Origin of the sequence: Renibacterium salmoninarum ATCC 33209, assembly GCF_000018885.1 — a bacterium.
Classification (GTDB): domain Bacteria; phylum Actinomycetota; class Actinomycetes; order Actinomycetales; family Micrococcaceae; genus Renibacterium; species Renibacterium salmoninarum.
The window spans coordinates 2545615-2570797 of the sequence record NC_010168.1; the positions used below are offsets into that span (position 1 = coordinate 2545615).

The following is a 25183-nucleotide window of genomic DNA, read 5'->3' on the forward strand; positions in this document are numbered from 1 at the left end:
ATTCGGCGTAGCGTAGCCTCATGGAGCAAAACCGGCTGAAGCTGCAAATACCCCTGCGCTGGGGCGATATGGATGCCTATGGGCATATCAACAATGTCGAAATTGTGCGGATCCTCGAAGAAGCCCGCGTCCACGCTTTCGGCCAGCCAACGGGTACAGGATTGCCCGGTAGCGAGGTGTCGATTCCGATTTTCAACGACCTGCCAGCCGGAGTACAGATCTTGGTGGTGGAGCATCGGATCAAATACCTAGCACCGTTGAATTACCGCAATATTCCGGCGAGGGTCGATTTGTGGGTTAGTTCGCTCAAGGGTGCCAGCATCACCTTGGCATATGCCATCTACGATCCCGCAGATGGCACTCGATGCGTTATCGCGGAGACAGTGCTCGCTTTCTTCGATTCTGTTGCGAGTCGGTTGTTGCGTGTTGAACCGGCCCACCGGGAACGACTTTCGGCGTTACTGGGTGAATCGAATTTCAACTGATTGGGCCTTGCGCAAAACTTCGCTTAACGACGTGGCCGGATTACCGGTCAGCTGCTGCACCTGATCGGTAACTGCTGCCATTTCGCCAGCTGCAATCGCGGTATAGGTGCTGACCCAGGCATCAACTTCCCATTGCGCGGCCTGGAAAACGGCCCGCGAAGCGTATGCCTCTGGGACAGTTTCATTGAGGAACCTTGTGGGTTTACCGGTTGATTCGGTAATGATCTGAGCAACTTCGGTAAGCGTTAGCGCTGCCGGGCCAGTCAGGTCATAGCTCTTATTCACATGAGCTCCGGGCGCTAAAAGTATTGCGCTCGCTACCGCCGCGACGTCGGAGCTGGTCACCCCAGCCACCCGACCGTCTGCCGCTGGGCCCCGGATGACGCCGTTGGCATCGGCGAAATCTGCCAGGAGATCCAAATAAAAGTTGTCACGGAGAAATGTCTACGACAGGCCAGCAGATTTGATGTGTTCTTCAGTGGCCCAGTGATCTCTGGCAAGCGTGAAAGTGGCATCGGCAGAAGCGCCAATAAACGAGGTGTAGACGATGTGTTTTACCCCGGCTGCGGTGGCGGCATCGACAAATGCCAGATGTTGCGCCAGCCGGTCTGGCGCCTCCGCCGCGGAAACCATGAAAAGCAGCTCGACGCCGTCCAGCGCTAACCGGTTCGCCTCGCTATCCGCGTACCCGGAGCTGGCGATCGCGCTTGCGCCCGCAAGCTTTGGCGCCCGGATGACATCCCGGACGACGAGTTTCAATTCTGCGCCGGCGGAACTCAGCGCGAGCCCGACCGCTCCACCAATGTTTCCCGTTGCACCAGTAATCGCGATTTTTGCGCTCATAATGTTCAGCATACTCGCCGGACATAGCCGGTTTTCAGATTGAAATGAAAGGATGCCGGTATGGCTGAGATGATTACTTTGAGCAACGGTATTGACGCATATTTAGCAACCCCGGTGGGCGAGGCCAAGGGGGCAATAATTGTCATTCACGAGATCTGGGGCTTAGTCCCGCACACCAAAGATGTGGCTGACCGATTCGCAGCCGCTGGCTACCTGGTGCTAGCACCAAGTCTGCTGGCGGAAACCGGTATCACCTCTGAGCGAGCCGCTGAATTCGAGCGCTTGCTCTTCGATCCAGATGCGGATCCCGAAGAAAAGAACAAGCAGCAGACGGCGTTCAGGGCTTTGCTAGCGCCCATCCGGTCGCCAGAACACGCGGCCAAGACCGCTGAACGAGTCCAGGTGTGCTTTGATTTTCTCACCGAAAAGGTCGGCGAAAAAGTGGCAATTGCGGGATTCTATTTTGGCGGCACCAGCGCCTTCTCGCTGGCGGTTCATGAGCCAAGGCTCAAAGCCGCAATTCCGTTTTACGGACACGCGGACTTCAGCGTCGCGGAGCTCAAAAACGTCAAAGCACCCATCCTCGCTTTCTATGGCGAGACTGACGAGGGGCTCACCACCGCGCTGCCAGAGCGGAGCGCAAAGATGAAAGAGGCCGACGTCGAATTTGAAGCTGTCGTTTACCCGAGCACCGGGCACGCATTCTTCAACGACTCAAACCCCTGGGCGTTTGACCAAAGCGCGTCAACCGATGCTTGGGCAAAGACTTTGGCTTTCCTGGCCGCAAATATCTAGCTGTCAATAATCTGTTGCAACAGACTTCCGTAGGTCTGCACGAAATCTTCGGATTCGACGTCGGCAAAAAGGTCCAAAGTGCGCATTCCGCTAGCCAGGCCCAAGAGCATCGCCATTACTGCTTCGGCATGTTGTTGGGCCTGGCTAGGCAGCCGCTCGCTAAGCCAAGCTAGATACTTTTGGCGAATCTCCTCACGGGCGGCATTCTTATCTGGCGCGTCGTGTACCCGCATTGGCGCCATCGTCCAAGGTTCAGGCTCACCGCGATCACGACGATCAGCTAAACGACGCACCAACTGAAAGCCCAGCGGTTCTGCCAAGGTGGAATCCGGATCTACGGGTGCGGTAGGCGCCGAGGCCGCGTACAACTGTGCTTTGCTGCCCATCACCTTCATCACCATGGCCGGCGAATACCCAGCCCTAGCAGCAACGTCTTTGATGGTTACAGCGGTATAGCCTTCTTCACCAAAGAGGTCCCTGGCGGCAGCGATGATTGTCTCGCGGGTGCTCACGAAGTCACCAGTTCAGCCAGCGGTAGATCTTCAAAGTCCACCACCAAAGATTGGCCAGTGAGCACTACCTGTCGAGCAACAGCCCGGGTGGCGCCGGTTGCCAGCACGGTCACAATATAGCGGCCGGTCTGTGGCAGCGGTAGCTCGTAATTTCCAGCCACGTCAGTCCGGGCTGAACCGAAAAATTCTCCGGTCGGTTTGGTGAGAGTGACCAGTGCTTCTTCAACTCGTCGGCCGCCAGAACGCACGGTACCGCTCAGACCGAATCGAACAGACAGCGTGATGACTCGACCCTGCTCGCCGGCAACAAACTCTGCGACTTCTGATGTTGGCGCCCAGCCTTCGGCGCTGGAGACCACCAAATAGCGACCCTCACCAGGCAGCGCCAGAGCGTAGCGGCCCTCATTATCAGCGCGTGACCAATCGGCGGGTTCGCCGTCCAGATCCAAGGCAGTCACTACCGCATTCCGGACTGGCTTTCCGGCCGGTCCTACAACGACGCCGCGCACCACCATCTCATTATCGGCTGCTAGCCGAGCGGGGGCGATTGAGGCAGACGCCGCAGGATCGGATTTTTGTGCATTGGTGACAATCCGAATGGCGCCGGTGGCCGTGGCGATTTCTTTCGCCGTTGGGATGAATACGTCAACCGTAATCGCCGCCAAAGCCGCGATTGAGGCCAGCCAGAACACCGTAGTGAACGCGCTCAGTGTGGGCAGCGTAACGGAGCCGTGCTGGGCAATAAAGGAGGTGAGGATCGCGGCAATGGCCGCGCTCGCCGTCGAAGTTCCCACCGCGCGAAGCAGCGAGTTGAGTCCATTGGCACTGCGCGCATGATCAGGGTTGGCATTGCCGCATAGGCAATTGCGGTGCCGATGCTAACGGTGGTGGCACCCAGGATGATCATCCAGACTTCGCCGGTGAGGAAGACTCGAGCAATATAAGCGCCGGCCAGAACGGCTGCACCAACAATGAGCGTGGTTTTCGCGCCGAATCTTTTGGTCAGGGCAGCGGAGATTGGTGCGAAGGCGACCATCGCTAAGCCGGAAGGCGCCATGCAAAGGCCAGCCACAGTGACCGCCAGCCCAAAGCCAAACCCGCTGATTTCCGGCAACTGCAATTGTTGCGTGGTGGCCAGCATACTGGCATACATCGAAAAGCCGACTAGCAAGGATGCCAGGTTGGTTAGTAGGACTGGGCGGCGGCTCGAGGTACGTAGATCCACCATGGGCTGGCTGACCCTGAGCTCGTAGGGGACCCAGGCAGCCCAAAAGACTACTGCGGTGATGAAAAATAGAATGACGGGCTCGCTGGACCAGCCCCAATTGTCGCCTTTGGAGATTGCCAGCAGCAGCGCGGTCAAGGCGACAGAAAGCAGCGCCGCGCCAAAGAAGTCAAAGCGGCCTTTGGCGCGAAGTTCGGATTCAGGGACTACCAACAACACTGCGATAATCAACAGCACGCTCACCACAGTGCTTAGCCAGAAAATGGCTTCCCAGCCGAGGCTTTCGTAAATCAAACCGGACAATGGCAGACCCAGAGCGCTACCGATGCCTAAAGTGGCGCTCATCAACGCCACTGCTGAAGCGACGCGTTCTTTGGGTAGTTCATCGCGCATAATCGAGATACCCACGGGGATGAGCGATGCGGCGAAACCTTGGAAGGCGCGGCCGACGACGAGCAGCGCACCCGCTCCTTGGCCAAATTCCCGCGCTCAAAAAGGGTGCATACGCTGCAGACATGTCCAAAACGCTCAACCTTGCCTGGGCCGTGAGCCTAGAGAAATTCGTGCCTGAGCTGGTCAAGGCCGTTGACGCAGCAGGCAAGAAGTAACAAGTGGTTGGCCTGGAGTGCCGAAAGGTCAGTGATGAGTGAGACGCTAACCGTCACCACTGCGGCACAGGCCGAGGCGGATCGCAAAACCAGCATGTCTCGACGAATGCTGGTACTGCTATTGCTTGCGGTTTGCCTAGTGGTAGTCGCCCTAGCCTCGGTGGCGGTGGGCGCGCGCGGGATCCCGCTGGGCACGGTTTTCGATGCTTTGACGCACTTTGACCAGCTGGGCAAACCGGGTGCAGATCCAAGCGGCGACTGGGCGGTAGTTCAGACGAGAATTCCGCGCACAATCGCAGGAATACTCGTCTGAGCCTGCTTAGGCCTGGCCGGGACAGCGATGCAAGGCGTGGCGCGAAACCCACTGGCAGACCCAGGAATTCTAGGCGTGAACGCTGGTGCGGCTCTCGCGGTGATAGCCGCCGTCGTGCTTTTTGGCACTACCACTCCATCGGGATATATCTGGTTCGCCTTTATTGGCGCGGCCGTAGCGGCCGTTTTGGTTTACGCCATCGCGAGTCTTGGTCGCGAGGGCGCGACGCCGGTCAAGCTCGCGCTCGCGGGTGCGGCACTTTCCGCTGGACTGGTGTCATTGCTGCAGGGTTTGTTGATTACCAATCAGGACGCACTGACAGCATTTCGCAATTGGCAAGTGGGCTCAGTGGCCGGCAAAGGCTGGGAACAGATTTTGCCGGTGCTGCCGTTCATGGTGGTGGGCATCGTGATCGTCATCTTTACTGGTCGTTGGCTCAACGGTTTGGCTTTGGGCGATGACCTAGCGCGAGGACTAGGCCAGAACCCGATGTTGGCGCGCGGTGTTTCGGCAATCGGCATTGTGCTGCTTTGCGGGGCGGCTACTGCTTTGGCGGGTCCGGTTGGCTTTATCGGGCTGGTAGTTCCGCACTTGTTGCGAGCCTTGATTGGTACCGACTACCGCTGGCTGCTGCCGTACTCAGTACTTCTTGCGCCGGTGATCTTAGTCTTGGCCGACGTCGTCGGACGGGTAATTCTGTTGCCGGGTGAAGTGGCTGCCGGAATCATCTCGGTCTTTGTCAGTGCGCCAGTCTTTATTTGGCTCGTGCGTAAGCGCAAGGCGGTGGCACTGTGACGCTATTGCAGAAATCAAATATCGCAAAGCTAGTGAACACAGCGGCTCTGCTCCGTGCGGTGCTTGGCTTGCTGGTTGGGGCGGCATTTGGCGTGTCCGGGGTAATCTTTCAGACCTTGCTACGTAATCCATTAGCAAGCCCGGACATTATTGGGATTTCTGGTGGAGCCAGCGCCACCGCGGTCGCTGCAATTGTGCTTTTTTCTGCCAGTGGTGTCACGGTTTCGGTGTTGGCCATTATCGGTGCGATTCTAATTGCCTTATTGATCAGTGCACTTGCTGGCCGCGATTCTGGTGGTCGCTTGATTTTGATTGGCATCGGCATTGCCGCAATGGCAGATGCTTTTGTCATTTTCATCATGCAACGAGCCGAGATCAACCGGGCTCAGGATGCCATGCTTTGGCTGACTGGCTCGCTCAATTCAGCCAATTTGGACCGAATCTCCGCTTTTGCTTATTGGCCTCATTATTGCTATTCCGTTCGTGCTGATTTTCACCGCCAAATTGGGTGGGTTGCAACTGGGCGATGACACTGCTGCCGGCTTGGGCATCGCCGTCGGGCGGACCCGCATGGGGCTGATCATTGTTGGTGTGGCTCTAGCCGCGCTAGCTACCGCGGCATCTGGGCCAATCGCCTTCGTTTCTTTCCTCGCTGAGCCGATTGCGCGCAGACTCCTGGGTGGTCGAGTTTCATTAATTGCCTCTGCTCTGGTGGGTGTTTCGATCGTGCTCGCTGCCGACTATGTTGCGGCCTACCTGATTCAGGGAACTAGCTTGCCGGTTGGTGTGGTGACCGGCGCTGCGGGCGCGCCCTTCCTTCTTTGGCTTTTGATCAGTAGCAACAAACAAGGATCGGCGAGCTGATGGCCGGATTGCCCCAACAAGACAAACAAGCAAAGAACCCTGATGAACTCTCGAAGGAGAAGCGGATGAGCACCGAGGCGAATTCTCACTCGGCTAGCCAAGCCGGGCCAACCCTGGCGGCCGAGGGCATATCGCTGGCTTACGGTGAACGGACCGTGGTCGATGGGCTCAGCGTCGAACTTCCGCAGGGGCAGGTGACGATGATTGTTGGCGCAAACGCCTTCGGTAAGTCCACCCTGTTGCGCGGATTGGCAAGATTGCTCAAGCCCGGTGCTGGCTCGGTATTGCTCGATGGCACTGACATTCACAAGTTGCCGGCCAAACAGGTAGCTCGGCGATTGGGGCTGCTACCCCAATCGCCCATAGCACCTGACGGCATTACCGTCTCAGAGCTGGTGGGCCGCGGCGGCTACCCGCATCAGGGCTGGTTCCGAAAATGGAGCAAAGAGGACGACGACGCCGTAGCTGAGGCGTTAGAGGCTACCGACACTTTGCAACTGGCAGAGCGTGGTGTGGACGAGCTATCGGGTGGTCAGCGTCAGCGAGTTTGGATTGCAATGGCGCTTGCCCAGCAGACTCCACTACTGCTTTTAGATGAGCCGACGACCTACTTGGATATGGCGCATCAGGTTGAAGTGCTTGATTTGGTTACCGAACTCAACCGGAGCCGGGGGACCACCGTGGCGATTGTTCTGCATGAACTCAACCTGGCAGCTAGGTACGGCGATCACCTTATTGCGATGAAAAATGGCGCAATTGCTGCGCAAGGTACACCTTCCAAAGTGTTGACCGAAGAGCTGGTTCGAGAAGTTTTTGGTTTGGAATCAGTGATCTTGCCGGATCCGGTGACCGGGGCACCCATGGTGGTGCCGTAAGGCCGCCAACACTCAAGAACTTTGCAGTCAGCACCAGATAACTTAGCGGCACTACCCCGTGAATCCGATGAATTTGAAGGAGTAGAAGCATGAGCACTGTTACTGAGACGATCCAACCGATGAAAGCCTTCAGCGTTAAGGTTGGAAAGGTCCAGGACTTGGGCCCGCACTTCAAACGGATTACCTTTCCTCCGAGGACCTGCGCGATTTCGGTTCTGATGCTTCGGGCCAGACGCTAGATTTGCGCATCAAAGTCATGGTGCCCTCGCCGGGGCACAACTTGCCGGACTTCCAAACCTTGATAGCTCAGCCAGATGCCTCGTGGTACCAAACGTGGCTTGCCATGGACCCGGCGACGCGCGGTTCCATGCGGACCTATACCGTGCGTGAAGCCCGCCCTGCTCAGGCCGAAGTGGACGTAGATTTTGTTCTGCATCCGCCAGTTGACGGCGGCCCAGCCGGGCCTGCGGCTAGCTGGGCGGCAGACGCTGTTATTGGTGACGAGCTGATTCTGATTGGTCCGAATGCGGCTGCCGGGCCTTGTCTTGGCATCGAGTTTAAGCCCGGGGCGTCGAAGCGACTCTTGTTGGTTGGCGATGAGACAGCGGTTCCGGCCATTGCGGCCATTTTAGATACTTTGGCTGCGGATGTGAGCGGGACCGCGATTTTAGAGGTGCCAGAATCGGCTGACTTTTTAGCGCTGAAGGCACCAGCCGGCGTCGAAATTAAATCGTTGGCTCGTGATCAAGCCGCGCACGGCGAGCTTTTAGGTGCTGCGGTACGTGCGGCATGTTTGCCGGGATCGCATGTGGCCAAGGTAGAGCTTGAGGACGTCAACGTAGATGAGGTGATCCTTTGGGAATCACCAGATCCCGAAAGCGACGGGTTATCCAGTGCGCTGTACGCCTGGATTGCCGGCGAAGCCGGTGTGATCAAAGAGTTGCGTCGCTATCTGGTCCGTGAAGTCGGAATGGATCGCAAACAAGTTGCCTTTATGGGATATTAGCGAACGGGAAAATCTGAAGATGTCTGAGCTTGATCTGTTTCGAAGCAGCTTTTCTCGGCGTCAAGGCTTTGCGCTAATGGGCGTAGCTGCCATCGGTTTGGGGCTAGCTTCTTGTTCCACTGGCACCGTGACCGACGCTGGAGCCTCCGCGGCATCCGATGTTGACGGTACTTTCCCCGTGACAATAAAGCATGCCTTGGGCGAGACCGTGATTGCCAAAGCGCCTAGCCGGGTAGCAACGATTTCCTGGACCAACGACGATATGGTCATGGCGCTGGGCGTAGTGCCAGTGGGGGTTCCAAAAGTAGCTTGGGGTGGTGATGCGCAAGGTCTGACGCCTTGGAAACAAGATGCGTTGGAGCAACTTGGCGCACCGTTGGGCAGCACAGCTGCGCCGGTGATCTATTCCGAGACCGATGGCTGGAATTTTACTGAGATTGCTAAGACCAGTCCTGAAGTAATCGTTGCGGCGTACTCGCAGCTGAGCCAAGAGGGATACGAAAAGCTTTCGAAAATTGCGCCGGTGGTTTTGTACCCCGAGGGTCAGGCCTACCAAATGCCATGGCGGGATTCGCTCCGACTTGTGGGTAAAGCCTTGGGCCGGAACGCCAAAGCAGAGCAGCTGATCAAAGATACTGATGCAATCATGACGGCTGAAAAGTCGAAGTTCCACAACTTGGCGGGAAAGACCTTCATCTGGAGCGGGGTAGACACGGCAACCACCGGGCAGATGTTCTTATGTACAACGGGTGACCCGCGTTCGCGTTTCCTGATGGAGCTGGGCCTCAAACCGGCCCCTGTTTTGCTCGACTGGCAAAAGGACGTCAAAGATTATTACTTTTCGTTCTCCACCGAAAAAGCCAATGAACTAGTCAGCGACATCATGTTCATCGACTTTTCTAGTGACTTCACCAAAGAGTCGCTTACCAAGGCCCCGCTGTTGAGCCAGATTCCGGCAGTCAAGCGTGATGCTCTGGTTGGCTTCGATGACAATACGCTGAGTTTGGCTATTGTGGCTTCTTCGCCGCTGTCGCTGAAATGGGCGGTGGATCTGGTTGTTTCGATGGCGGATAAGGCTGCTGCGAAGGCCTAAATTCAGCCCGCGGCCCGAATACCGGATTGCAGATGAGCTTGCAGCGGAAGTTGGTATTGCTTTCGGCCGGATGGAATTTAAACGCGTTCGACATTGCCTTTTCGACGGCGGCAGACCTTGCCGACAATCAGGCCGTGTTGAAAGCGCTTTGTCATCCGTGGCCCCCGCCCAATCGAATGCTGGTTGTAAATTCCGCAAAGTTTTACTCGAGGTGCACTCTACCGCTTGAGTCGCGGTTTGCTCTGGAGCATTGGGTATTTATGCCACATTCTGGACGAACGCATAGATCTGGAGCATTCCGAGGCTAAGCGGTAGTGCTCGTTATGGCCTGCCGAATGAGGGCAAAGTCATGCTCTGTGATTGGCACCACGCCTCGGCGCAACTGGTAGCCCCAATTGGCTTCTTGTGTGAACTCCAATTGGGGCTGCAGCTCGGCAAGTGACACGTCTGTGCTGAGGTCGTAGTGCACTTTGCGACGCCAAGGCTTAAAGTTTTCAACATCGCTTTGCCAAGGTTCGCCGTCGGCAATGCGGCCCACAGCGGTAAAAGCCTTGAGCGGCTCACCGTCCGGGTAGCTAGTCTTCGGCGAGTAATAGACCAAGCCGTCGCCTGGGCTCATCCGACGGATGCCTTGTGGCTTGCCATGGTTGGTCTGCACAATGCCAAATTCCACGCCTTGGCGAACATGCTGAGCGCTCACCACGGCCAGCCAAAAGTTGCTCATCAGATGATCCTTTCGTTGCAGTGAATGCCAAAATTAGGGGCGGAGCAGCACCTTGATAGCGCGACGCTCATCCATTGCTTTGTACGCTTCAGCAGCTTCGCTCAACGGCGGCTCTAAGTCGAAAACTTTGCCCGGTTTGATGGTGCCATTGAGAACTTCCGGCAGCAGCTCTGGAATGTAAGTATGTGCTGGTGCGATGCCGCCAGCCACGTGGATGTTGGTTTCAAATAGGTAGCGCAACGGTAGCGCTGATTCGCCAACGGGCACGCCCACATAGCCGAGGTGTCCGCCCGGACGCAGCACGTGCAGGGCCTGGTCCATCGATTCTTTGGTGCCCACGCACTCGAGCGCGCAATCTGCCAAGCCACCTAGGAGTTCCTTGATCTTGGCAATGCCTCCTTCGCCGCGTTCGGCGACGACGTCGGTCGCGCCGAATTCGACGGCAAGCTTCTGGCGATCCTCGTGCCGAGACATGATGATGATCCGCCCTGCACCGAGGCGCGCTGCGGCCAGCACCCCGGAAAGTCCGACGGCGCCGTCGCCCACCACAACGACCGTCTTGCCCGGCCCAACCTCGGCGGAAACTGCTGCGTGGTGGCCGGTGCACATGACGTCAGCGAGCGTGAGCAGGTGCGGGATGAGGTCATCGGAGGGCATTTCTGGCGTGGCGATCAAGGTGCCATCGGCGTAAGGCATCCGAACAAATTGGCTCTGTGCGCCGGTAACCGGCAAGCCGAATCCGTCGTCGCCACCAAAGCCGGTGCCGTGCTCGCACGCTTGGGTCCAGCAATTTTTACAGTTGACACAGGTGCCATCGCTGATCGCGAACGGCGAGATGACAAAATCACCGGGTTTGACGGTTTGGACGTCTGCACCAATTTCCTCAACTACGCTGACTAGCTCGTGGCCAATTCCGTGCGCCTCTTTGGTGGGCTTCACGCCACGGTAAGGCCATAGATCTGAGCCGCAAACGCAAGCGGCAACCACCCGGACGACGGCGTCGCTAGGGTTCAGGATGGTCGGTTGCGGCAGGTCCTCGACGCGAATGTCGCCGGGGGCATGGATGATGGTGGCAAGCACAGCTAGCTCCTCGAAATAACGTGAACGATACGTAAATAGTTACTCAAGACTACTTACCGGCCACGATACTCCCCGCCGCTGTACCTAGGATGAAGGTGTGGACTTTGCGAACCGGTACCTGGCCTTAGGCGACTCCTTTACCGAAGGGGTGGGCGATCATGCGCCGGATTTGCCCAATGGCGTTCGAGGTTGGGCAGACGTCGTTGCGGCGCAACTTGCTGAGCAAAACGGCGACTGGGGTTATGCGAACTTAGCGATCCGTGGCCGCAAAATGGGCCAAATTCTTGACGAGCAGCTGGCTCCAGCGCTGGCGATGAAACCAACTTTGGTCACGATTTACTCGGGCGTCAACGATCTGATGCGGCCCACGGTAGATATCGATGCGCTGATGGTTCGTTATGACGAGGCGATTGGTGCATTGGTTGCTGCTGGCGCGCAGGTGGCGATGTTCACTGGCTTCGATGCGAAAGTTTCTAAGATCTTTGCTCGGTTACGCGGCCGGACGGCGATCTATAACGAGCTGGTGCGGGAGATCTCAGATAAGCACGGCACGCTGTTGATCGATTTTTGGCGGTTCCGCGAGTTTGACGACTGGCGGATGTGGGCTGAAGACCGGATCCATATGTCCACTGCGGGGCATCAACGGATGGCGCAGCGAGTGCTTGGCGTGCTGGGTAAGCCCTCGACTTTAGCGGAACCGGCGTTACCAGTTTTTGCAGCAAAATCGACCTCGGAGCGACTCAAAGCGCAAGCCGAATGGACGTGTGACCACGTGGGGCCGTGGATCGGCCGACGAGTGCGCGGAGCTTCATCAGGAGATGAATTGGATCCACGCTGGCCAGAGTTACGGAATCCACTCAGCTAAGCCACTTTCCTAACTAGTGGCCGCGAACTGTCAGCACTGGGCAGTCCGCTTCCAGGATGATTTGTTGCGCCATTGAGCCCATTAAAGAGCTTCATGACGGGGGAGCGTTTCCGGGTAGAAAGCACAATTAGCTCGGCAGAATAACCTTCGGCCAGTTCCAAGACCTGTTCGGCCGTGTTGTCGCGTGCCAGCACTAACTCATACTCAATTCCAGCTGATTCGAGTGCTTCGGCAACTTCGCTTCGAGCTTCAGGTGAGGCGTAGACCGGCGTCGCACTGGCGTCGCCGCTCGCGACGATCTTCGCTTGCCGCCAGCGCGCCTGGCTGATCGCCTCGGCAATTGCTGCGGCGCCGTCGTCGCCCTTTACATGGACGAGGATGATGGTTGGCAATGTGTCTCTTTTCAACGCAGTTCCTTCCGAGAGATTCACGGCTTAGCGGCCGAACGGGATGACGCCGAAGAGAACGCCGACGGTGAGCATCGCGAGCGAGACGACCAATGCGCGCCAGAGCACTTTCTTGTGGTGATCGCCCAGATCCACGTTGGCTAGGGAGACGAGGAGCAGAATTGCTGGCACCAAAGGGCTCTGTAGGTGCACTGGTTGGCCGGTGATCGAGGCGCGAGCCATTTCTACCGGTTGGATCCCGTAGTTTTCGGCGGTCTTGCTGAGTATCGGCAAAATGCCGAGGTAGAAGGCATCATTGCTCATCAGGAAGGTTGCCGGAATGGAGATCAGGCCGGTGATTACTGCGGCGTAGGGCCCCATTGACGGCGGAATGATCTGCACAAGCCACTGGGACATGGCATCCACCATGCCGGTGCCGCTGAGCATGCCGGTCAAGACGCCGGCGGCCATTACCATCGCAACTACGGCGACCACAGACGGTGCGTGCGCAATCAGCTGCTTAGCCTGATCGCCAACCTTCGGGAAGTTGACTAGCAAGGCGATGGCGCTGCCAAGCATGAAGACGTAGGGCAGCGGAATGACGTCGATGACCAGCACGATCATCACGATGACGGTCAGCGCCAAGTTGAACCAAATGAGCTTGGGACGCAGTGTGGATCGGTTGGGGTCTAACACGGTATCTGCCATTGCCGAGTCGGCTAGATAAACTTTCGCTTTGACCAATTTGCCGGCACCACCGAGCGCCTTACCCAGGCCGCCACCGAAGGTTTTCTTGCTGAAGTTGTCGCCCTTGGCCGCGATGGTTTGGCCAGCTCCGGGTGCCCAGGTGATGGGGTCCAGGGCGCGCAGTCGATTGCGCTCGCTGATGCCCAGCAGCCAAGCGAATGCGAAGCAGATGATGAGTCCAACGATGAGGGACGGGATCATGGGCACGAAGATGTCAGTGGCTGGAACCTTTAGTGCGGTCGCGGCGCGGATCGTGGGGCCACCCCAGGCACGATGTTGAGTGTGCCGTTGGTTAGGCCGGCCACGCAGGTGAGGACTACTGGGCTAATGCCCAGTCTGAGATAAATCGGCAGCATCGCCGCCGTGGTGATGATGAAGGTAGTGGAGCCGTCGCCGTCCAGCGAGACTGCGCCAGAAAGAAGAGCGGTGCCAAGCACGACCTTGGCCGGGTCGTTGCCCAGTACCTTCAGAATGTAGCGCACTAACGGATCGAAAAGGCCGACGTCGATCATCAGGCCAAAGAAGATGATCGCGAACATCAGCAGTGCAGCTGTTGAGGCCATGCCACCGATTGATTTCATCACCATCTCGCCGATGTTGTGCTCTTTGGGACCCCAAAGCAGGCCGCCCGCGAAGAGCGCGAATACGGTGGGCACGATGATGAGTGCCAGGACCGGGGTCATTCGCTTGGTCATGATGAGCACCATGAAGACCAAAATCATCAAGAATCCGAGGATTACCAGCACGTTCTCTCCCATTGCGTCCGACGTCATTGTCAGGGCACGCTGCGATTCGCTGGCCCCCCTAAAAGAGGGTAAGACGTGTCTTAGCTCACAGTGTGGGTTTAGGGGAGCTGAGTGGCAATGTTCTCTTTAAGCGGAGTTTTGCGCATTGTGCTCACGTTGATCCGTATTCGATCTAGGTCAGAGGTGCTGAGTAGCTTGCTTTGCGTTTTTAGCTGGTCAGGTGTGCAGCCCCTTGCCGGGTCGAACACCTGACCAGCAAGACGATAGAGGGGAAAAGTTGCCAACTTTACGATATCTAAGAGTCAGGTAACCTTGCGCGTAGCTTGGCTTCAGTGGCGGCAATCATCAGCGCCATTGATGGCTCTACTGCACCGAGACCTTCCATCCTTCAATGTTGGTTGGTGCGTTGATGTTGTTTAGCGAGATATCTTCTTTTTGGCATTGATAGCTGTTTGCGCCAACCGCACCCTGCGGCCATATGCGTGTGTATTTCACGCCTGCAGCGTTGATGTTGTATGCCTGTACGCCGTAGTCGCCTTGCACGGTTTTACCTGCTATCCCTGGCAAGGGCTTTTCTTGATTCGTTTATCGATTAACTTCGGGACACTAGAGTTGCCTAGGATTCACTGACGATCGAATCGCTCAGAAGCGCGTTTTCCAATCAACCGTCAGGGTTGACTGGCTAGTACCTATTTTTGATTGAACGCATGGCGTTCTGGGATTGGCTATACCGTGGCGGGCACACGCATGGTCCTGGCTGCTATTGACTAGCTCGATAGCGTTCCTGTCCTCTTTGACCGCTATCCGATGCTCGGATAAGTCCCTAGGCAGCTCGGACAAAAACGGAGGTGGCGACTGGCTCATGAAGAGCGAGCCGCGCTCGCTGCCGATGTGCGCCATCTCAGTGCGGAGCGGTGGAGTACGCCGTTGTTGTCTGCTGGCTGGAGTGTGCACGGCGTGCTGGCGCATTTGATTGGTCTACAAGACCACAAGACCTGGCTTTGTTCGCGGAATTATTGCCGCGCGTTTCGACTTTGATCGCAATAGCCAGGCCGGCGTCGACCGGGAGCGCTATACCTATCCAACGCGAACTTTGACCGCGTTGGAAGTGGCGATTCCGCTAACTGCAACTCCGCCCGCGGATCCTGTCACTCGGTTGATTGAAGAAATTGCGCACGGTGAGGATATTCGTCGTCTGCTGGGTATCCACAGTGCTTATCCCCTTGAATCTGTGCTGCTCGCGCTGGGTTATTTAGTGAAGACATCGCAGAAGCTCGGCAGTAGAGTCGGTCTGCTTCTCTTTCCTTCCGGGCGAAAGTTGATCCGAGTGAGTTGTCCGGCGAGGGTGCAAATGATTTTCCGGCACGGTTGAGTGCGTAGCTAGTGTGCTGATTGGCTTTAACCCTCGCGATGCCGGTAAACTAGTGAGGCGCTAAGTGGCGTGGAACCCGGGCAATTGCTCCGATGGCTGTTTGAAGGCAGCGGTCGGTAGTGAGGGGCTCAAGTTGCACGGACCCGACGTCGGCCAAATCTGAGAAATCATTTTGTAGAGCTGGACGCTGCTTTGCGCTTAAACATACACATCAATGGAGGCAGATCATGGCAGCACATTGCCAGGTGACTGGAGCTGAGCCGGGCTTCGGGCATAGCATTTCGCACTCGCACCGCCGCAACAAGCGTCGGTTCGACCCGAACATTCAGAAGAAGCGCTACTGGGTACCGTCCCTGCGCCGTAATGTCACGCTGCAGGTTTCTGCACGTGGCATCAAGACCATCGACGTCCGCGGCATTGACGCAGTCGTCACCGAGATCCTTGCACGTGGGGTGAAGCTCTAATGGCTAAAGACAAGGACGTACGTCCGATCATCAAGCTCAAGAGCACGGCCGGCACCGGCCACACCTACGTGACTCGCAAGAACCGTCGTAACGACCCAGACCGTTTGGTTCTGAAGAAGTACGACCCCAGGATCCGTCAGCACGTCGAATTCCGAGAGGAGCGCTAAGACATGGCTAAGAAGTCAATGATCGCTAAGAACGACCAGCGCAAGGTCATCGTCGAGCGTTACGCCGAGAAGCGCCTTGCCTTGAAGAAGGCTTTGGTTAACCCGGAGTCGACCGACGAGCAGCGCGAAGAGGCCCGTTTGGGTCTGCAGAAGCTGCCCCGCAACGCCTCACCGATCCGTCTACGTAACCGCGACGCGATCGACGGACGCCCGCGCGGTACCCTCCAGAAGTTCGGCATCTCCCGTGTTCGCTTCCGCGACATGGCTCACCGTGGCGAATTGCCCGGTATCAAGAAGTCGAGCTGGTAAAAACTTCATTCACCGCTCAAACGCGGTGAACGCCTAAAGGGGCGGTGGTCTTCGGACCGCCGCCCCTTTTTGTTTCTCCGCTAATTTCGAAGAAAAGTTCAAACGGTACGCGTTCAAAGTCCATTTTCAAGCGCGGCAGACACCTCTACGCTCGAAGAATGCTCACCTCCAATGGCTACAGCCTGGACGAATCGCCGCAACGACTAGGCCTGCTGGACCCGGTTCCAGCCAGCGAAATGCGAGATTTCGATGCGCTGTGGCATCGAATACGCAACGATGGCTACCTTTATCTGAAAGGATTCTTGCCTAGTCAGGATGTGCAAGACTTCCGACACTACTACTTCAAATCATTAGCGGGCACTGGGCTGCACCGCGTCGGCACCGACCCGGGGCAAGGCATCTCCGCAGAGCAGAAGCCAGACCAAGCAGCATTGCGCAGGGTACTTTTCGATTCGATCGTTCCCGGCACTGAATATGCCGGGCTAACTGCTCACCCAAGAATCGTTGACTGGTTCAAGTGGTTTCTTGCCGACGACGTGCATCTGCATCGGCGCAAAATCATCAGACATACTCGCCCTGGTGATGCCGGAATTGGCACCGCGACGCAGGCGCACTATGACTTGGTGTACTTGCGTGAAGGCGCCGACAAAGTGCTTTCAATGTGGATTCCGCTGGGGGATTGTCCACGTAGCAGGGGTGGCTTGGTCTACTTAGAACAGAGCCACCGTTGGGTGCTGGCAGAAGAAGCGGCTGGAACCTTGCCGCAACCGGCCGCTTCAATCACGGCTGACTTGCCCGGTTTGGCGCAAAAGCATGATGCCCGGTGGCTGGCAGCGGATTATCAAGCCGGCGACGTCGTGGTGCACTCCGCCCATATGGTGCACGCGGCACTTGACAATGTGGATCCGGACGGTGTGATCAGGTTGAGCACCGATATTCGGTATCAGCGCAGCGGCGAGCCGATAGATTGGCGTTGGCAGAACGATTGGAACTGGGCAGACGGACTCTAGGCAGGAATCATGGGTGACTGGGCGCTTTATCGAACCCCAGATCCGGTGTTGCGTGACTCCGCGCTGGTCTGTCTGGGTGCCGGTGAGCAGTCGGGTGAATCGCCCCGGTGTGTCCGGAGACTTTCTTGTTTGAGAGGATCAGGACATGGCAGGGAAGACTACGACACGGTATCCGCAGGAGTTGAAGGATCGTACGGTGCGCATGGTGGCGGAGATGGAGGGTGCGTCTTCGGAGTGGGCGGCGATGCAAAAAGTTGCCCAGCTTTTGGGTGTGGGTGTGCCGGAAACGGTGCGTAAATGGGTCCGGCAAGCCGAGATCGATGTTGGTACTAGAACTGGAACAACGAGCACGGAATCGGCCGAGCTGAAACGGTTACGGCGTGAGAACGCTGAGCTGAAACGGGCGAACGCGATCCTTCGGAGTGCTTCAGCTTTTTTCGCGGTCGAACTCGACCGCCACAACACTGATCGTGAAATACATCAAGGACCATGCCGGTCACCGCGAGAATAATGGATTGCGGTGGGGTGTCGAGTCGATCTGCCAGGTGCTTACTGGGACGGGGTGAAGACCACCCCGTCCACGTACTACGAATGGGTGGATAAAACACGATCTCACCGAGAACAACGTGATGAGGTGCTCAAGCCCGTGATCCAGAAGGTGTATGCCGCTAATTACGGGGTTTACGGCACCAGGAAAGTCTGGTTGGCGATGAACCGTGAAGGTGTGCCGGTGGCCAGGTGCACGGTAGAACGGCTCATGGGGTTACTTGGCATACAGGGTGCGGTCCGTGGCAAGGTCAAACGCACCACGATCAAAGACTCGAAGGCGGCCCGAGCGAAGGACTTGGTCCGCCGTGATTTCACACCAACGGCACCGGATCGGCTATGGGTAGATGATTTCACCTATGTTTCGACCTGGTCCGGGTGGGTCTATGTTGCCTTCGTGATCGATGCCTACTCTCGGAGGATCCTGGGCTGGTCAGCGAGTGCTTCTATGAACACCGTGCTAGTGCTCAACGCAGTTAATCAGGCAATCTGGAGTCGTGAACGGGCCGGGGCTGAGATTTCCGGGGTGATTCATCATCACGATGCCGGGGCTCAATACGCCTCCTTGGCCTTCACCGAACGCCTGGCCCAGGCCGGTATCCGCCCCTCGATCGGTTCTGTGGGTGATAGTTACGACAACGCCTTGGCGGAAACCATCAACGGGCTTTATAAGACCGAGCTGATCAAACCCGGCAAGCCCTGGCGGACTATAGAAGAAGTCGAAATCGGCACCGCTGAATGGGCCGATTGGTACAACCACCGAAGGCTCTACCAGTACTGCGGAGACATCCCACCAGTAGAGCTAGAAAACCACTACTACAATCACTACCAGAGCACGGCAGCCGCCGACAGGCTCATCGTCTGAGAAACCCTCCGGACACACCGGAGCGATTCAGCTGCTTCTTTTGAAAGCATGGTGCGCAGGAATTCTTTGGCACCTGATACGTTCTTGCCCTTGGTAGGAACCATAAACGGCTCGCCTGCCGCACTGTGCAAGGTCTCATAAGGAAGCTTCGAGTCTGATGAGACCGTAAACGCCGGTACGCCAGTCATCTTGAAGTCGGCCTTAGTCTGCGCCTTCATCTCGTTTTCAATCCAAGAGCCGGACGGATAGAGCAAGGCATCCTGGCTATTCGACCACTATGCTTGTGCGGCGGTGAAATGAGTTCCGGAGCCACCGGGCACGAAGTAACCCTTTTGCACGGCTTCCGCGATCTTGTTAAAGACCGACTGAATGGCCGGGTGTGACCAGGCATCTGCCTTGAGGTTTTCAATGGCAAGACGAACCTCGTTGCCACCTTCCTTCACCGCAGAGCTAACTGCCAGCTCCATGTAATAGGTAGCAGCTTCCTTGCCCCAAACGAAAAGCTTCTTGCCCTTTTCGGCAGCCTTTGCACCGAGCGCAAGAGCTTCATCCCAGGTCTTGGGCGGCGTCCAACCATTGGCCTCAAAGAGCGAAGCCGAGTACCAGACAGCGTAAACGGTCAACGCGTAGTTAATCGCAGCGAGCTTACCGTTGAAGGTGCCCGGGGCAGTAACACCATCGTACAAAGTGTCCTTGATGGCAGTGCCTTCGAGGTTCTTGCCATTGATGACCGAGCTAAGGTCTTCCAGCTGATCCAAAATGGTGCTGATACCGATGGACTTTGCGCCGGAGTTATCGAACAAGTCCGGCGGGATGCCACCAGCAAAGCGCGGTTGCAGTTCGCCAGAAATATCGGTCGAAGCATTGACCTTTGCCGTGATGCCCTTGTGGTTCTTGGTCAATAAGTTGCCGGCGAACTCAGCATAATCAATGCCATAACCACCCTTGAAGACCACGACGTCGATCGTCGAGTTATCGGCCAGGCCGAAGGGGTTGGAGTCGGAAACTGAGCCGGTCTGGCCACCGCTGCTGCTGTCGCCGCCACCGGCAGCGCAAGAAGCTAGGGCGCCACCGAGCGGCACCAATACGGCTACCGCGAGCGCGCCGCGTAGAAAGCCACGCCGTTCAAAAGACTTCGTTTGGATGTTCATTTCTTGCCTTCCCTCGATGGTGCGATTGTCATTGCTGTGTGATTGGCGCCATTGCACTGCCCGGTTTGGACCGGACCCAGCTCATGAAACCTGACGGATCCGCTCATCATAGAGCGCCTCCCATGCGTTATTGTGATCGTCTCCGCCTGGAATATTTGCGGAAATATAGAACGGCGGTTGGGTGCCGCCTTCAGCCAACTTCACCGCAGCGCCGATGGTCAGTAACTGTGCAATGTAGGCTGCCGTCAACGAAGAAACGGCCCCCACGCCCGTGCCGCCCGCTGTGGTCAGTGTGAACCGTTACCGGTTTTATGCCGCTTCCTTTTGAGTTTGGAAGGAAGCATTGATGGTTATGAATCGGAAGTTTTCGCGGGAGGTTCGGGACAGGTCGGTGCGGCTGGTTTTGGATCATCTCCAGGAGTATCCATCGTTGATGGCTGCTTGTGCTGCTGTGGGCGGCAAAGTCGGGGTTGGGAAGGAATCCCTACGTCGTTGGGTGAGGCAGGCCTAAATTGATGCCGGGACCAGGGTAGGGATGTCCACGACGGAATCGGAGCAGGTACGTGCGCTCAAACGTGAGAATCGTGAGCTGCGTGAGTCGTTAGAGATTGTGAAGGCTGCGTCGGTTTTCTTCGCGGGGGAACTCGACCCCCGCGAAGCATTGATCAGGGGATTCATCGATGAACAACGCTTCCTTGGCTGGGCAGTCGAGGTGATCTGCAAGGTCCTGCGTGGCCAGGGCTTAACGGTCACTGCCCGGACCTACCGTAGTTGGAAGGTCTCCACCGCTTCGGTCCGGGACATGGCAGAGGCTTCGGTTATGGATGCGTTGCTAGGAACGGTAGGGACACCGGAGGGAATGTACGGGAGGAGGAAAATGACGGCTTGGCTGCGTCGGAAAGGATTCGAGGTCTCTTACCGGCAGGTGAACCGGCTCATGAGCTTGTTGAGTTTGAAAGGCCGGGTACGGGGCAAAGGTGTGCGCACCACGGTGCCGGACCGAAACCATGACCGTGCCCCGGATTTATTGGATCGGTGCTTCACCGCAGCTGGCCCAAATCAGCGCTGGGTTGCGGACTTCACCTATGTGCGCACCTGGGCAGGTTTCGTCTATGTCGCGTTCATCATTGATTGTTTCTCCAAGTACATCGTGGGCTGGAACATCTCCACGATCAAGGACACCGCCCTGGTGAGCACAGCACTCAGGATGGGCTTATGGCAGCGGACACGCACCAGGCATCCGGTCGCAGAAGGGCTGATCCATCATTCCGCCGCCGGGTCCCAGTACACTTCCTTGCATTTCGGGGAAACCCTGACTCTGGAGGGCATCGCAGCATCAATCGGCTCTGTCGGGGACGCCTACGATAACGCCTTGGCCGAGTCCACCATCGGCCTGTTCAAGACTGAAGCCGTCCGAGAAGATTCTCCCTTCCGCAACGGGCCGTTGAAAACCATCGATGAGGTTGAATGGGCCAGCTTGGCCTGGATCGATTGGTACAACAACGACCGCCTACACACCAGCATCGGAGACATCCCACCGACAGAACACGAAGTAGTGTATTACGCTAAAGAAACCATCCCGGCCCAACCGGTGCAGGGACTCGCATAAAAGCGGCAAGAAACCGGTAACGGTTCATTTTGAGAGCTGAATCACTCTTATAAATGAATAGACTGTGTGCTGGCCGGATCAACATTTCTGGCCAGCACACAGTCGCGTTGAAGGGTAGTTATCAATGGCTGAAACGGTTGTTCCGGCTAAACCGGTCCGGAAGAAGATTGTCCGCGCGACGATGATCGTTGCGGTGCGTGCCGCCTTGTGGCATATTGTGGCTTCGTTTTTATGGATTGCGCCGTATTCGGCCGGTGCGTGGGCGTTGTTTCCTGGTGGTCAGCAGGTGCTGTCGTCTTATATGATTCCGATGTTTGGCCAGTCCTGGAGTGTGTTTGCGCCCGAGCCGGTGAATGGTGATTACATTTTGCGGGTGCGTGCGGTATTGCCTCAGGATGGTCAGGAAGTCACCACTGATTGGGCGGATGCGACGGCGGTTGAAACGTCGATGATTGAGCATAATTTGTTCCCGCCTCGTGCTGGCATTGGAGCTGGCGAGTTGGCTTCGGAATTCAAAGGCAAGTGGGACGCGTTGACTGCTGACCACAAGGTCGTGGTGAATCTGAATTATTTCACTGGCACAGATTGGCCGTTGCGGTTAAATGAGAAGCTTCAGTCCTATGGCACCGTGAACGTTGTGGCCCCGTATTTGGAGGCCGAGAACACGGTGATTAAGTACTCCACTCAAGTCGCTCGAGCGGTGTGGGGTAACTCGGCGACTCGGGTTCAGTTTGAAATTTATCGGCAGAACGTGATCCCGTTCGAGGATCGCAACACCCCTGGGGTGGCGCCGCAACCGAAGCAGATCGCTAACACTGGTTGGCGGGGGCTAGAAGTAGCTCCGGGTCAATCCGATCAAAACTTCGCTGATGTCTTCAAGGCCGCGTATGAAAGGCTGCCCCGATGAACACCACTAAAGCACAGCAAACCCCGTCTGAGAAACCAGAAACGGTAGTGCCAGAGGCAGCAAAGGAAGCTGACCGGAAAACCTCAGTACCGTCATCGAATGCTTTCGCGCGATTCGTTACTGGCTTGGCGAACTTCATCGCTAGCTTCTTCAAGGACTTCATCGGCGTGGTAGCTGGTGTCTTGCAACGTGGTTACCTTTGGACTGAGACGTGGTTACTTGATTCGAAGAAATTGCTTTTCGGCTTAGCGGTGGCCAGGATTGTGTTCGGTCTGACCGGGCTTGGACTGTTGTTCTTTAACTTCTCTACCCGCCTTTACTCCTTCGGACCCGGATCAGCTTGGAACGGTGAAGCCGCTGCGGCTAAGAGCGACTTCCCCAAAATCTGGATCTTCAGCATGTTCCACGATGCGATGCTCAACGGCGCGGTCTATACCTTCCTCTACCTTGTCCTAATGTTTTTAGCCGTGCTGGTCATCGTCGGCTGGCGTTTCAAGTTTGTGTTACCGGTCTACTTCATCATGTGGGTTTCCTTCATTGAAGCTAACGACATGCTCGGTGACCAGGGCGATAACATGTACCGCATCGCGCTGTTGTTCATGCTGTTCGCTGACCCTGCCGCGAAGCTCTCTTTTGATGCGCGCCGTCGTAATAAGTTCGCGAACACGTTCACGCCAACAACGCCGTGGATAGTGCGTAAATGGCGTGGCGAGCCGCTTTTCGATACCCAAATAGGCAACCTGTTCCACAACCTGACGCTGGTCGTGCTCACCGCGCAAGTCTGCTTCGTGTACGTCTCAGGCGCACTGTATAAAGCCGGCGGCACACCCTGGTCTACCGGATACGCGATCTACAACCCGTTGATGACTGACCGCTTCGGCACCTGGCCAGAGCTGAGTCAGCTCTTCACCTACTGGGCGCCCATGGTCGCGATCATCTCCTGGTCATCAATCGTGATCCAAATGTCGTTCCCGCTGATGCTGCTGACCCGACCAACCCGCATCCTGGCCCTTTTCGGCATCCTGTCCTTCCACATCGGCATCGCCGTACTAATGGGCTTGCCCTGGTTCTCCCTCACCATGATCGCTATCGACTCCATCTTCATTCGCGATCGCACCTGGAAAAACGTCGGTAACCGCATCAAAGACAGCTACCAAAAAGCCATGGCAGGACAACAAAAGGCAACTACGTGAGCGATGCCGCAGTCGTCGGTTCCGGACCAAACGGCTTGGCGGCCGCCGTCGTTATGGCCCGCGCAGGACTGTCTGTTGACCTCTACGAAGCCAAAAATACGGTGGGTGGCGGTACCCGAACCGAAGAACTGATCGAGCCCGGTTCATGGCACGATGTGTGCTCGGCAGTGCATCCAATGGCTCTTGCCTCACCATTTTTCCGAGAGTTTGGCATTGAACAGCGAGTCGATTGGTTTGTACCCGAGCTCTCCTACGCCCACCCGCTCGACGGCGGGCGCGCGGGCCTGGCATATCGTGATTTGAATCGAACGGTAGAGTCGCTCGGCGTGGACGGGCCGAATTACCGCCGCCTCATGGCACCACTCTTGCGCAATACTGAGTCGGTGTTGGCCACAGCACTCAATCCCGTGCTGCGCGTTCCGTCCGGAATTGCCGGACCATTAGCGCTGGCAACCGGCGCACTTTGGCAGGGCGGCCCCTGGTGGAATGCAGGGTTCCGCGAAGAGCAGGCACCCGCGCTAATCAGCGGTGCCGCTGCGCATCCGGTTGGCGTCATGCCGTCCTTGGCCAGCAGCGCCGCCGGCCTGGTTTTAGCTCATCTGGGACATACTGTCGGCTGGCCTATCCCCCGCGGCGGCTCAGCCAAAATTGCCGCCGCCATGTTGGCAGATTTTGAGTTACACGGTGGCAAAGTCCACCTTGGCCAGACAATCACCGGTCTTTCCGAGGTTGCAGAGGCGGACGCTGTGCTCTTAGACACCTCTACCAATGCCTTGCTATCGATCGCTGGGGACCGCCTGCCCGATCGCTACGCTGCTGCCTTGCGTCGATTCCGCTATAACAATGCCGCTTGCAAAGTCGATTTCATCCTCTCTGCTCCGGTGCCCTGGCAAAACTCGGAGGTCGCCAAGGCGGGAACCGCACACGTGGCGGGAACTCGTGCCGAGATGGCGCACTCAGAGCGCCAGGTGGCTCAAGGCGTCCATCCGGAACGGCCTTATGTTCTGCTTTCTCAGCCCAGCCAATTCGACGCCGGCCGCACATCGGCTGACCAACATGTGCTCTGGACTTACTGTCACGTGCCGGCAGGCTCGACAACCGACATGACTGACGCCGTCGTCCGGCAAATTGAGCGATTCGCGCCTGGGTTCCGGGACACTATTCTGCATTCAAAGGCCACAACTGCGCAGCAGCTCTCTGAATACAACGCAAACTACGTCGGCGGCGACTTCGGCTCTGGTGCCACCGGCCTCAAACAGTTACTGGCCCGGCCAGTTGCTGGCAGCAAGCCTTGGAAGACTCCGGTGCGCGGACTATATCTATGTTCCGGATCAACCACCCCAGGACCCGGGGTCCACGGCATGGGTGGCTTGCACGCCGCTACGCTTGCCCTCAAAGAGGTCTTCGGGCTGAAACAGCCGGATCTTTCCCCAGAGTTCTAAGCACCTTGGGTTCGCAGGCCTAAATACTTTGAGCTAAATACGTTCAGCTGCGGTAACTCATCCCCACGCTTGAGTGATTCCACGTGGGCACGAAGGGTCACACCCTCCTACTGGCATCTCGGAGTGGGGGTCAACTGTCGCCTACAACCATGACGACGGCGAGCCCGAAAATGGTTACCCTGAAGC

The 25183-nt window shown here is 57.1% G+C and carries 31 protein-coding genes and 3 pseudogenes; 21 read left to right on the top strand and 13 right to left on the bottom strand.

Translation table 11 applies throughout. The annotated features are described in order from the left end of the window. The first annotated feature begins 20 nt into the window (after positions 1-20). Entirely contained in the window at positions 21-485 is a 465-nt protein-coding gene (locus tag RSAL33209_RS12545) for an acyl-CoA thioesterase (protein WP_012246226.1), read from the top strand. Here RSAL33209_RS12545 and RSAL33209_RS19750 read toward each other — a convergent pair. Together RSAL33209_RS19750 and RSAL33209_RS19755 are read right to left on the bottom strand one after the other, a co-directional pair. Then, complete coding sequence (locus RSAL33209_RS19750; protein ID WP_325050052.1) at positions 459-905, bottom strand: Rossmann-fold NAD(P)-binding domain-containing protein; 447 nt, start codon at positions 903-905, stop codon at positions 459-461. The genes RSAL33209_RS12545 and RSAL33209_RS19750 overlap by 27 nt on opposite strands. Before the next feature lie 24 nt (positions 906-929). Next, a complete protein-coding gene (locus RSAL33209_RS19755) occupies positions 930-1328 on the bottom strand; it encodes an NmrA family NAD(P)-binding protein (protein ID WP_325050053.1) in 399 nt (132 codons plus the stop codon). A 60-nt stretch (positions 1329-1388) separates the two neighbouring features. Between RSAL33209_RS19755 and RSAL33209_RS12555 the strand changes: the two genes are divergently transcribed. Continuing rightward, positions 1389-2123, top strand: a complete 735-nt coding sequence (locus RSAL33209_RS12555) for a dienelactone hydrolase family protein (RefSeq protein ID WP_012246228.1) — start codon at positions 1389-1391, stop codon at positions 2121-2123. On the opposite strand, the gene RSAL33209_RS12560 is transcribed toward RSAL33209_RS12555, so the two are convergent. The 3 genes from RSAL33209_RS12560 to RSAL33209_RS18245 are packed head-to-tail and all read right to left on the bottom strand — an operon-like array spanning position 2120 to position 4268. Beyond that, the gene (locus tag RSAL33209_RS12560; protein ID WP_012246229.1) at positions 2120-2635 is read right to left on the bottom strand and encodes a TetR/AcrR family transcriptional regulator; all 516 of its coding nucleotides are present in this window, start codon (positions 2633-2635) and stop codon (positions 2120-2122) included. The two genes, RSAL33209_RS12555 and RSAL33209_RS12560, sit on opposite strands and share 4 nt — an antisense overlap. Further along, entirely contained in the window at positions 2632-3429 is a 798-nt protein-coding gene (locus tag RSAL33209_RS18240; RefSeq protein WP_199533175.1) for a carboxypeptidase-like regulatory domain-containing protein, read from the bottom strand. Before RSAL33209_RS18240 ends, RSAL33209_RS12560 begins: the two co-directional genes overlap by 4 nt. Further along, entirely contained in the window at positions 3342-4268 is a 927-nt protein-coding gene (locus tag RSAL33209_RS18245) for an MFS transporter (RefSeq protein ID WP_012246231.1), read from the bottom strand. The genes RSAL33209_RS18240 and RSAL33209_RS18245 overlap by 88 nt, the downstream gene beginning before the upstream one ends. A gap of 294 nt (positions 4269-4562) precedes the next feature. Here RSAL33209_RS18245 and RSAL33209_RS12575 point away from each other — a divergent pair. The 7 genes and pseudogenes from RSAL33209_RS12575 (at position 4563) to RSAL33209_RS12595 (ending at position 9414) form a co-directional block, all read left to right on the top strand. Further along, a pseudogene (locus RSAL33209_RS12575) lies at positions 4563-5576 on the top strand (FecCD family ABC transporter permease). Further along, a complete protein-coding gene (locus RSAL33209_RS19345; protein ID WP_012246234.1) occupies positions 5573-6106 on the top strand; it encodes an iron chelate uptake ABC transporter family permease subunit in 534 nt (177 codons plus the stop codon). The pseudogene RSAL33209_RS12575 and the gene RSAL33209_RS19345 overlap by 4 nt, the downstream one beginning before the upstream one ends. Beyond that, on the top strand, positions 6060-6440 hold the full coding sequence (locus RSAL33209_RS19350; RefSeq protein WP_267895903.1) for an iron chelate uptake ABC transporter family permease subunit: 381 nt from the start codon (positions 6060-6062) through the stop codon (positions 6438-6440). The genes RSAL33209_RS19345 and RSAL33209_RS19350 overlap by 47 nt, the downstream gene beginning before the upstream one ends. A gap of 65 nt (positions 6441-6505) precedes the next feature. Beyond that, positions 6506-7315 (top strand): ABC transporter ATP-binding protein, encoded by an 810-nt coding sequence (locus RSAL33209_RS12585; protein WP_049759101.1) that lies wholly within the window; start codon positions 6506-6508, stop codon positions 7313-7315. An 89-nt stretch (positions 7316-7404) separates the two neighbouring features. Continuing rightward, positions 7405-7554: a hypothetical protein gene (locus RSAL33209_RS19760; protein ID WP_325050054.1), complete on the top strand. Its 150-nt coding sequence runs from the start codon at positions 7405-7407 to the stop codon at positions 7552-7554. Continuing rightward, on the top strand, positions 7515-8321 hold the full coding sequence (locus RSAL33209_RS12590; protein WP_325050143.1) for a siderophore-interacting protein: 807 nt from the start codon (positions 7515-7517) through the stop codon (positions 8319-8321). The genes RSAL33209_RS19760 and RSAL33209_RS12590 overlap by 40 nt, the downstream gene beginning before the upstream one ends. A 19-nt stretch (positions 8322-8340) precedes the next feature. Beyond that, positions 8341-9414 (top strand): ABC transporter substrate-binding protein, encoded by a 1074-nt coding sequence (locus RSAL33209_RS12595; protein WP_012246238.1) that lies wholly within the window; start codon positions 8341-8343, stop codon positions 9412-9414. Positions 9415-9718: 304 nt separating this feature from the next. Here the strand turns inward: RSAL33209_RS12595 and RSAL33209_RS12605 are convergent, their stop codons facing one another. Both RSAL33209_RS12605 and RSAL33209_RS12610 read right to left on the bottom strand, forming a co-directional pair. Next, entirely contained in the window at positions 9719-10138 is a 420-nt protein-coding gene (locus tag RSAL33209_RS12605; RefSeq protein ID WP_012246239.1) for an EVE domain-containing protein, read from the bottom strand. A 33-nt stretch (positions 10139-10171) separates the two neighbouring features. After that, positions 10172-11218, bottom strand: coding sequence for a zinc-binding dehydrogenase (locus RSAL33209_RS12610; protein ID WP_012246240.1), 1047 nt, complete (start codon positions 11216-11218; stop codon positions 10172-10174). 97 nt (positions 11219-11315) lie between these two features. On the opposite strand from RSAL33209_RS12610, the gene RSAL33209_RS12615 reads away from it, so the two are divergent. Then, the gene (locus RSAL33209_RS12615; RefSeq protein ID WP_012246241.1) at positions 11316-12083 is read left to right on the top strand and encodes an SGNH/GDSL hydrolase family protein; all 768 of its coding nucleotides are present in this window, start codon (positions 11316-11318) and stop codon (positions 12081-12083) included. Here RSAL33209_RS12615 and RSAL33209_RS12620 read toward each other — a convergent pair. The 3 genes and pseudogenes from RSAL33209_RS12620 to RSAL33209_RS12630 all read right to left on the bottom strand — a co-directional run bounded on the left by RSAL33209_RS12620 (position 12080) and on the right by RSAL33209_RS12630 (position 14529). Next, positions 12080-12490, bottom strand: a complete 411-nt coding sequence (locus RSAL33209_RS12620) for a universal stress protein (RefSeq protein WP_158539318.1) — start codon at positions 12488-12490, stop codon at positions 12080-12082. The genes RSAL33209_RS12615 and RSAL33209_RS12620 overlap by 4 nt on opposite strands. A gap of 27 nt (positions 12491-12517) precedes the next feature. After that, positions 12518-13962, bottom strand: a pseudogene (locus tag RSAL33209_RS12625) (CitMHS family transporter). A 363-nt stretch (positions 13963-14325) separates the two neighbouring features. Continuing rightward, the gene (locus tag RSAL33209_RS12630) at positions 14326-14529 is read right to left on the bottom strand and encodes a hypothetical protein (RefSeq protein WP_012246246.1); all 204 of its coding nucleotides are present in this window, start codon (positions 14527-14529) and stop codon (positions 14326-14328) included. 324 nt (positions 14530-14853) lie between these two features. On the opposite strand from RSAL33209_RS12630, the gene RSAL33209_RS18895 reads away from it, so the two are divergent. From RSAL33209_RS18895 to RSAL33209_RS17200, 7 genes and pseudogenes are all read left to right on the top strand, one after another. Continuing rightward, positions 14854-15000 (top strand): maleylpyruvate isomerase N-terminal domain-containing protein, encoded by a 147-nt coding sequence (locus tag RSAL33209_RS18895; RefSeq protein ID WP_233494203.1) that lies wholly within the window; start codon positions 14854-14856, stop codon positions 14998-15000. After that, positions 14936-15334: a hypothetical protein gene (locus RSAL33209_RS12635; protein WP_012246247.1), complete on the top strand. Its 399-nt coding sequence runs from the start codon at positions 14936-14938 to the stop codon at positions 15332-15334. The genes RSAL33209_RS18895 and RSAL33209_RS12635 overlap by 65 nt, the downstream gene beginning before the upstream one ends. 227 nt (positions 15335-15561) lie before the next feature. Further along, positions 15562-15798, top strand: coding sequence for a 50S ribosomal protein L28 (gene rpmB, locus RSAL33209_RS12640; RefSeq protein WP_041684794.1), 237 nt, complete (start codon positions 15562-15564; stop codon positions 15796-15798). Beyond that, the gene (gene rpmG / locus RSAL33209_RS12645) at positions 15798-15965 is read left to right on the top strand and encodes a 50S ribosomal protein L33 (protein ID WP_012246249.1); all 168 of its coding nucleotides are present in this window, start codon (positions 15798-15800) and stop codon (positions 15963-15965) included. Before rpmB ends, rpmG begins: the two co-directional genes overlap by 1 nt. A 3-nt stretch (positions 15966-15968) precedes the next feature. Next, positions 15969-16274 carry a 30S ribosomal protein S14 gene (gene rpsN / locus RSAL33209_RS12650; RefSeq protein WP_012246250.1) on the top strand — a complete coding sequence of 102 codons (306 nt, stop codon included), beginning with the start codon at positions 15969-15971 and terminating at the stop codon, positions 16272-16274. 158 nt (positions 16275-16432) lie between these two features. After that, the gene (locus tag RSAL33209_RS12655) at positions 16433-17284 is read left to right on the top strand and encodes a phytanoyl-CoA dioxygenase family protein (protein ID WP_041684795.1); all 852 of its coding nucleotides are present in this window, start codon (positions 16433-16435) and stop codon (positions 17282-17284) included. 145 nt (positions 17285-17429) lie between these two features. Continuing rightward, positions 17430-18695 (top strand): annotated as a pseudogene (locus RSAL33209_RS17200) (IS3 family transposase). Here the strand turns inward: RSAL33209_RS17200 and RSAL33209_RS18900 are convergent. From RSAL33209_RS18900 to RSAL33209_RS12675, 3 genes are all read right to left on the bottom strand, one after another. Further along, positions 18656-18913 carry a hypothetical protein gene (locus RSAL33209_RS18900; protein WP_233494204.1) on the bottom strand — a complete coding sequence of 86 codons (258 nt, stop codon included), beginning with the start codon at positions 18911-18913 and terminating at the stop codon, positions 18656-18658. The pseudogene RSAL33209_RS17200 and the gene RSAL33209_RS18900 overlap by 40 nt on opposite strands. Before the next feature lie 57 nt (positions 18914-18970). Continuing rightward, complete coding sequence (locus RSAL33209_RS12670; protein ID WP_233494205.1) at positions 18971-19846, bottom strand: extracellular solute-binding protein; 876 nt, start codon at positions 19844-19846, stop codon at positions 18971-18973. A gap of 81 nt (positions 19847-19927) precedes the next feature. Further along, on the bottom strand, positions 19928-20113 hold the full coding sequence (locus tag RSAL33209_RS12675) for a phosphoheptose isomerase family protein (RefSeq protein WP_041684796.1): 186 nt from the start codon (positions 20111-20113) through the stop codon (positions 19928-19930). Positions 20114-20381: 268 nt separating this feature from the next. Between RSAL33209_RS12675 and RSAL33209_RS12685 the strand changes: the two genes are divergently transcribed. The 4 genes from RSAL33209_RS12685 to RSAL33209_RS12700 all read left to right on the top strand — a co-directional run bounded on the left by RSAL33209_RS12685 (position 20382) and on the right by RSAL33209_RS12700 (position 24997). Beyond that, complete coding sequence (locus tag RSAL33209_RS12685; protein ID WP_012243778.1) at positions 20382-21455, top strand: IS3 family transposase; 1074 nt, start codon at positions 20382-20384, stop codon at positions 21453-21455. 124 nt (positions 21456-21579) lie between these two features. Further along, the gene (locus tag RSAL33209_RS12690; RefSeq protein WP_012246255.1) at positions 21580-22362 is read left to right on the top strand and encodes a DUF5819 family protein; all 783 of its coding nucleotides are present in this window, start codon (positions 21580-21582) and stop codon (positions 22360-22362) included. After that, positions 22359-23555, top strand: coding sequence for an HTTM domain-containing protein (locus tag RSAL33209_RS12695; protein WP_080503830.1), 1197 nt, complete (start codon positions 22359-22361; stop codon positions 23553-23555). Before RSAL33209_RS12690 ends, RSAL33209_RS12695 begins: the two co-directional genes overlap by 4 nt. Next, complete coding sequence (locus RSAL33209_RS12700) at positions 23552-24997, top strand: phytoene desaturase family protein (RefSeq protein ID WP_012246257.1); 1446 nt, start codon at positions 23552-23554, stop codon at positions 24995-24997. The genes RSAL33209_RS12695 and RSAL33209_RS12700 overlap by 4 nt, the downstream gene beginning before the upstream one ends. Positions 24998-25183: the final 186 nt, after the last annotated feature.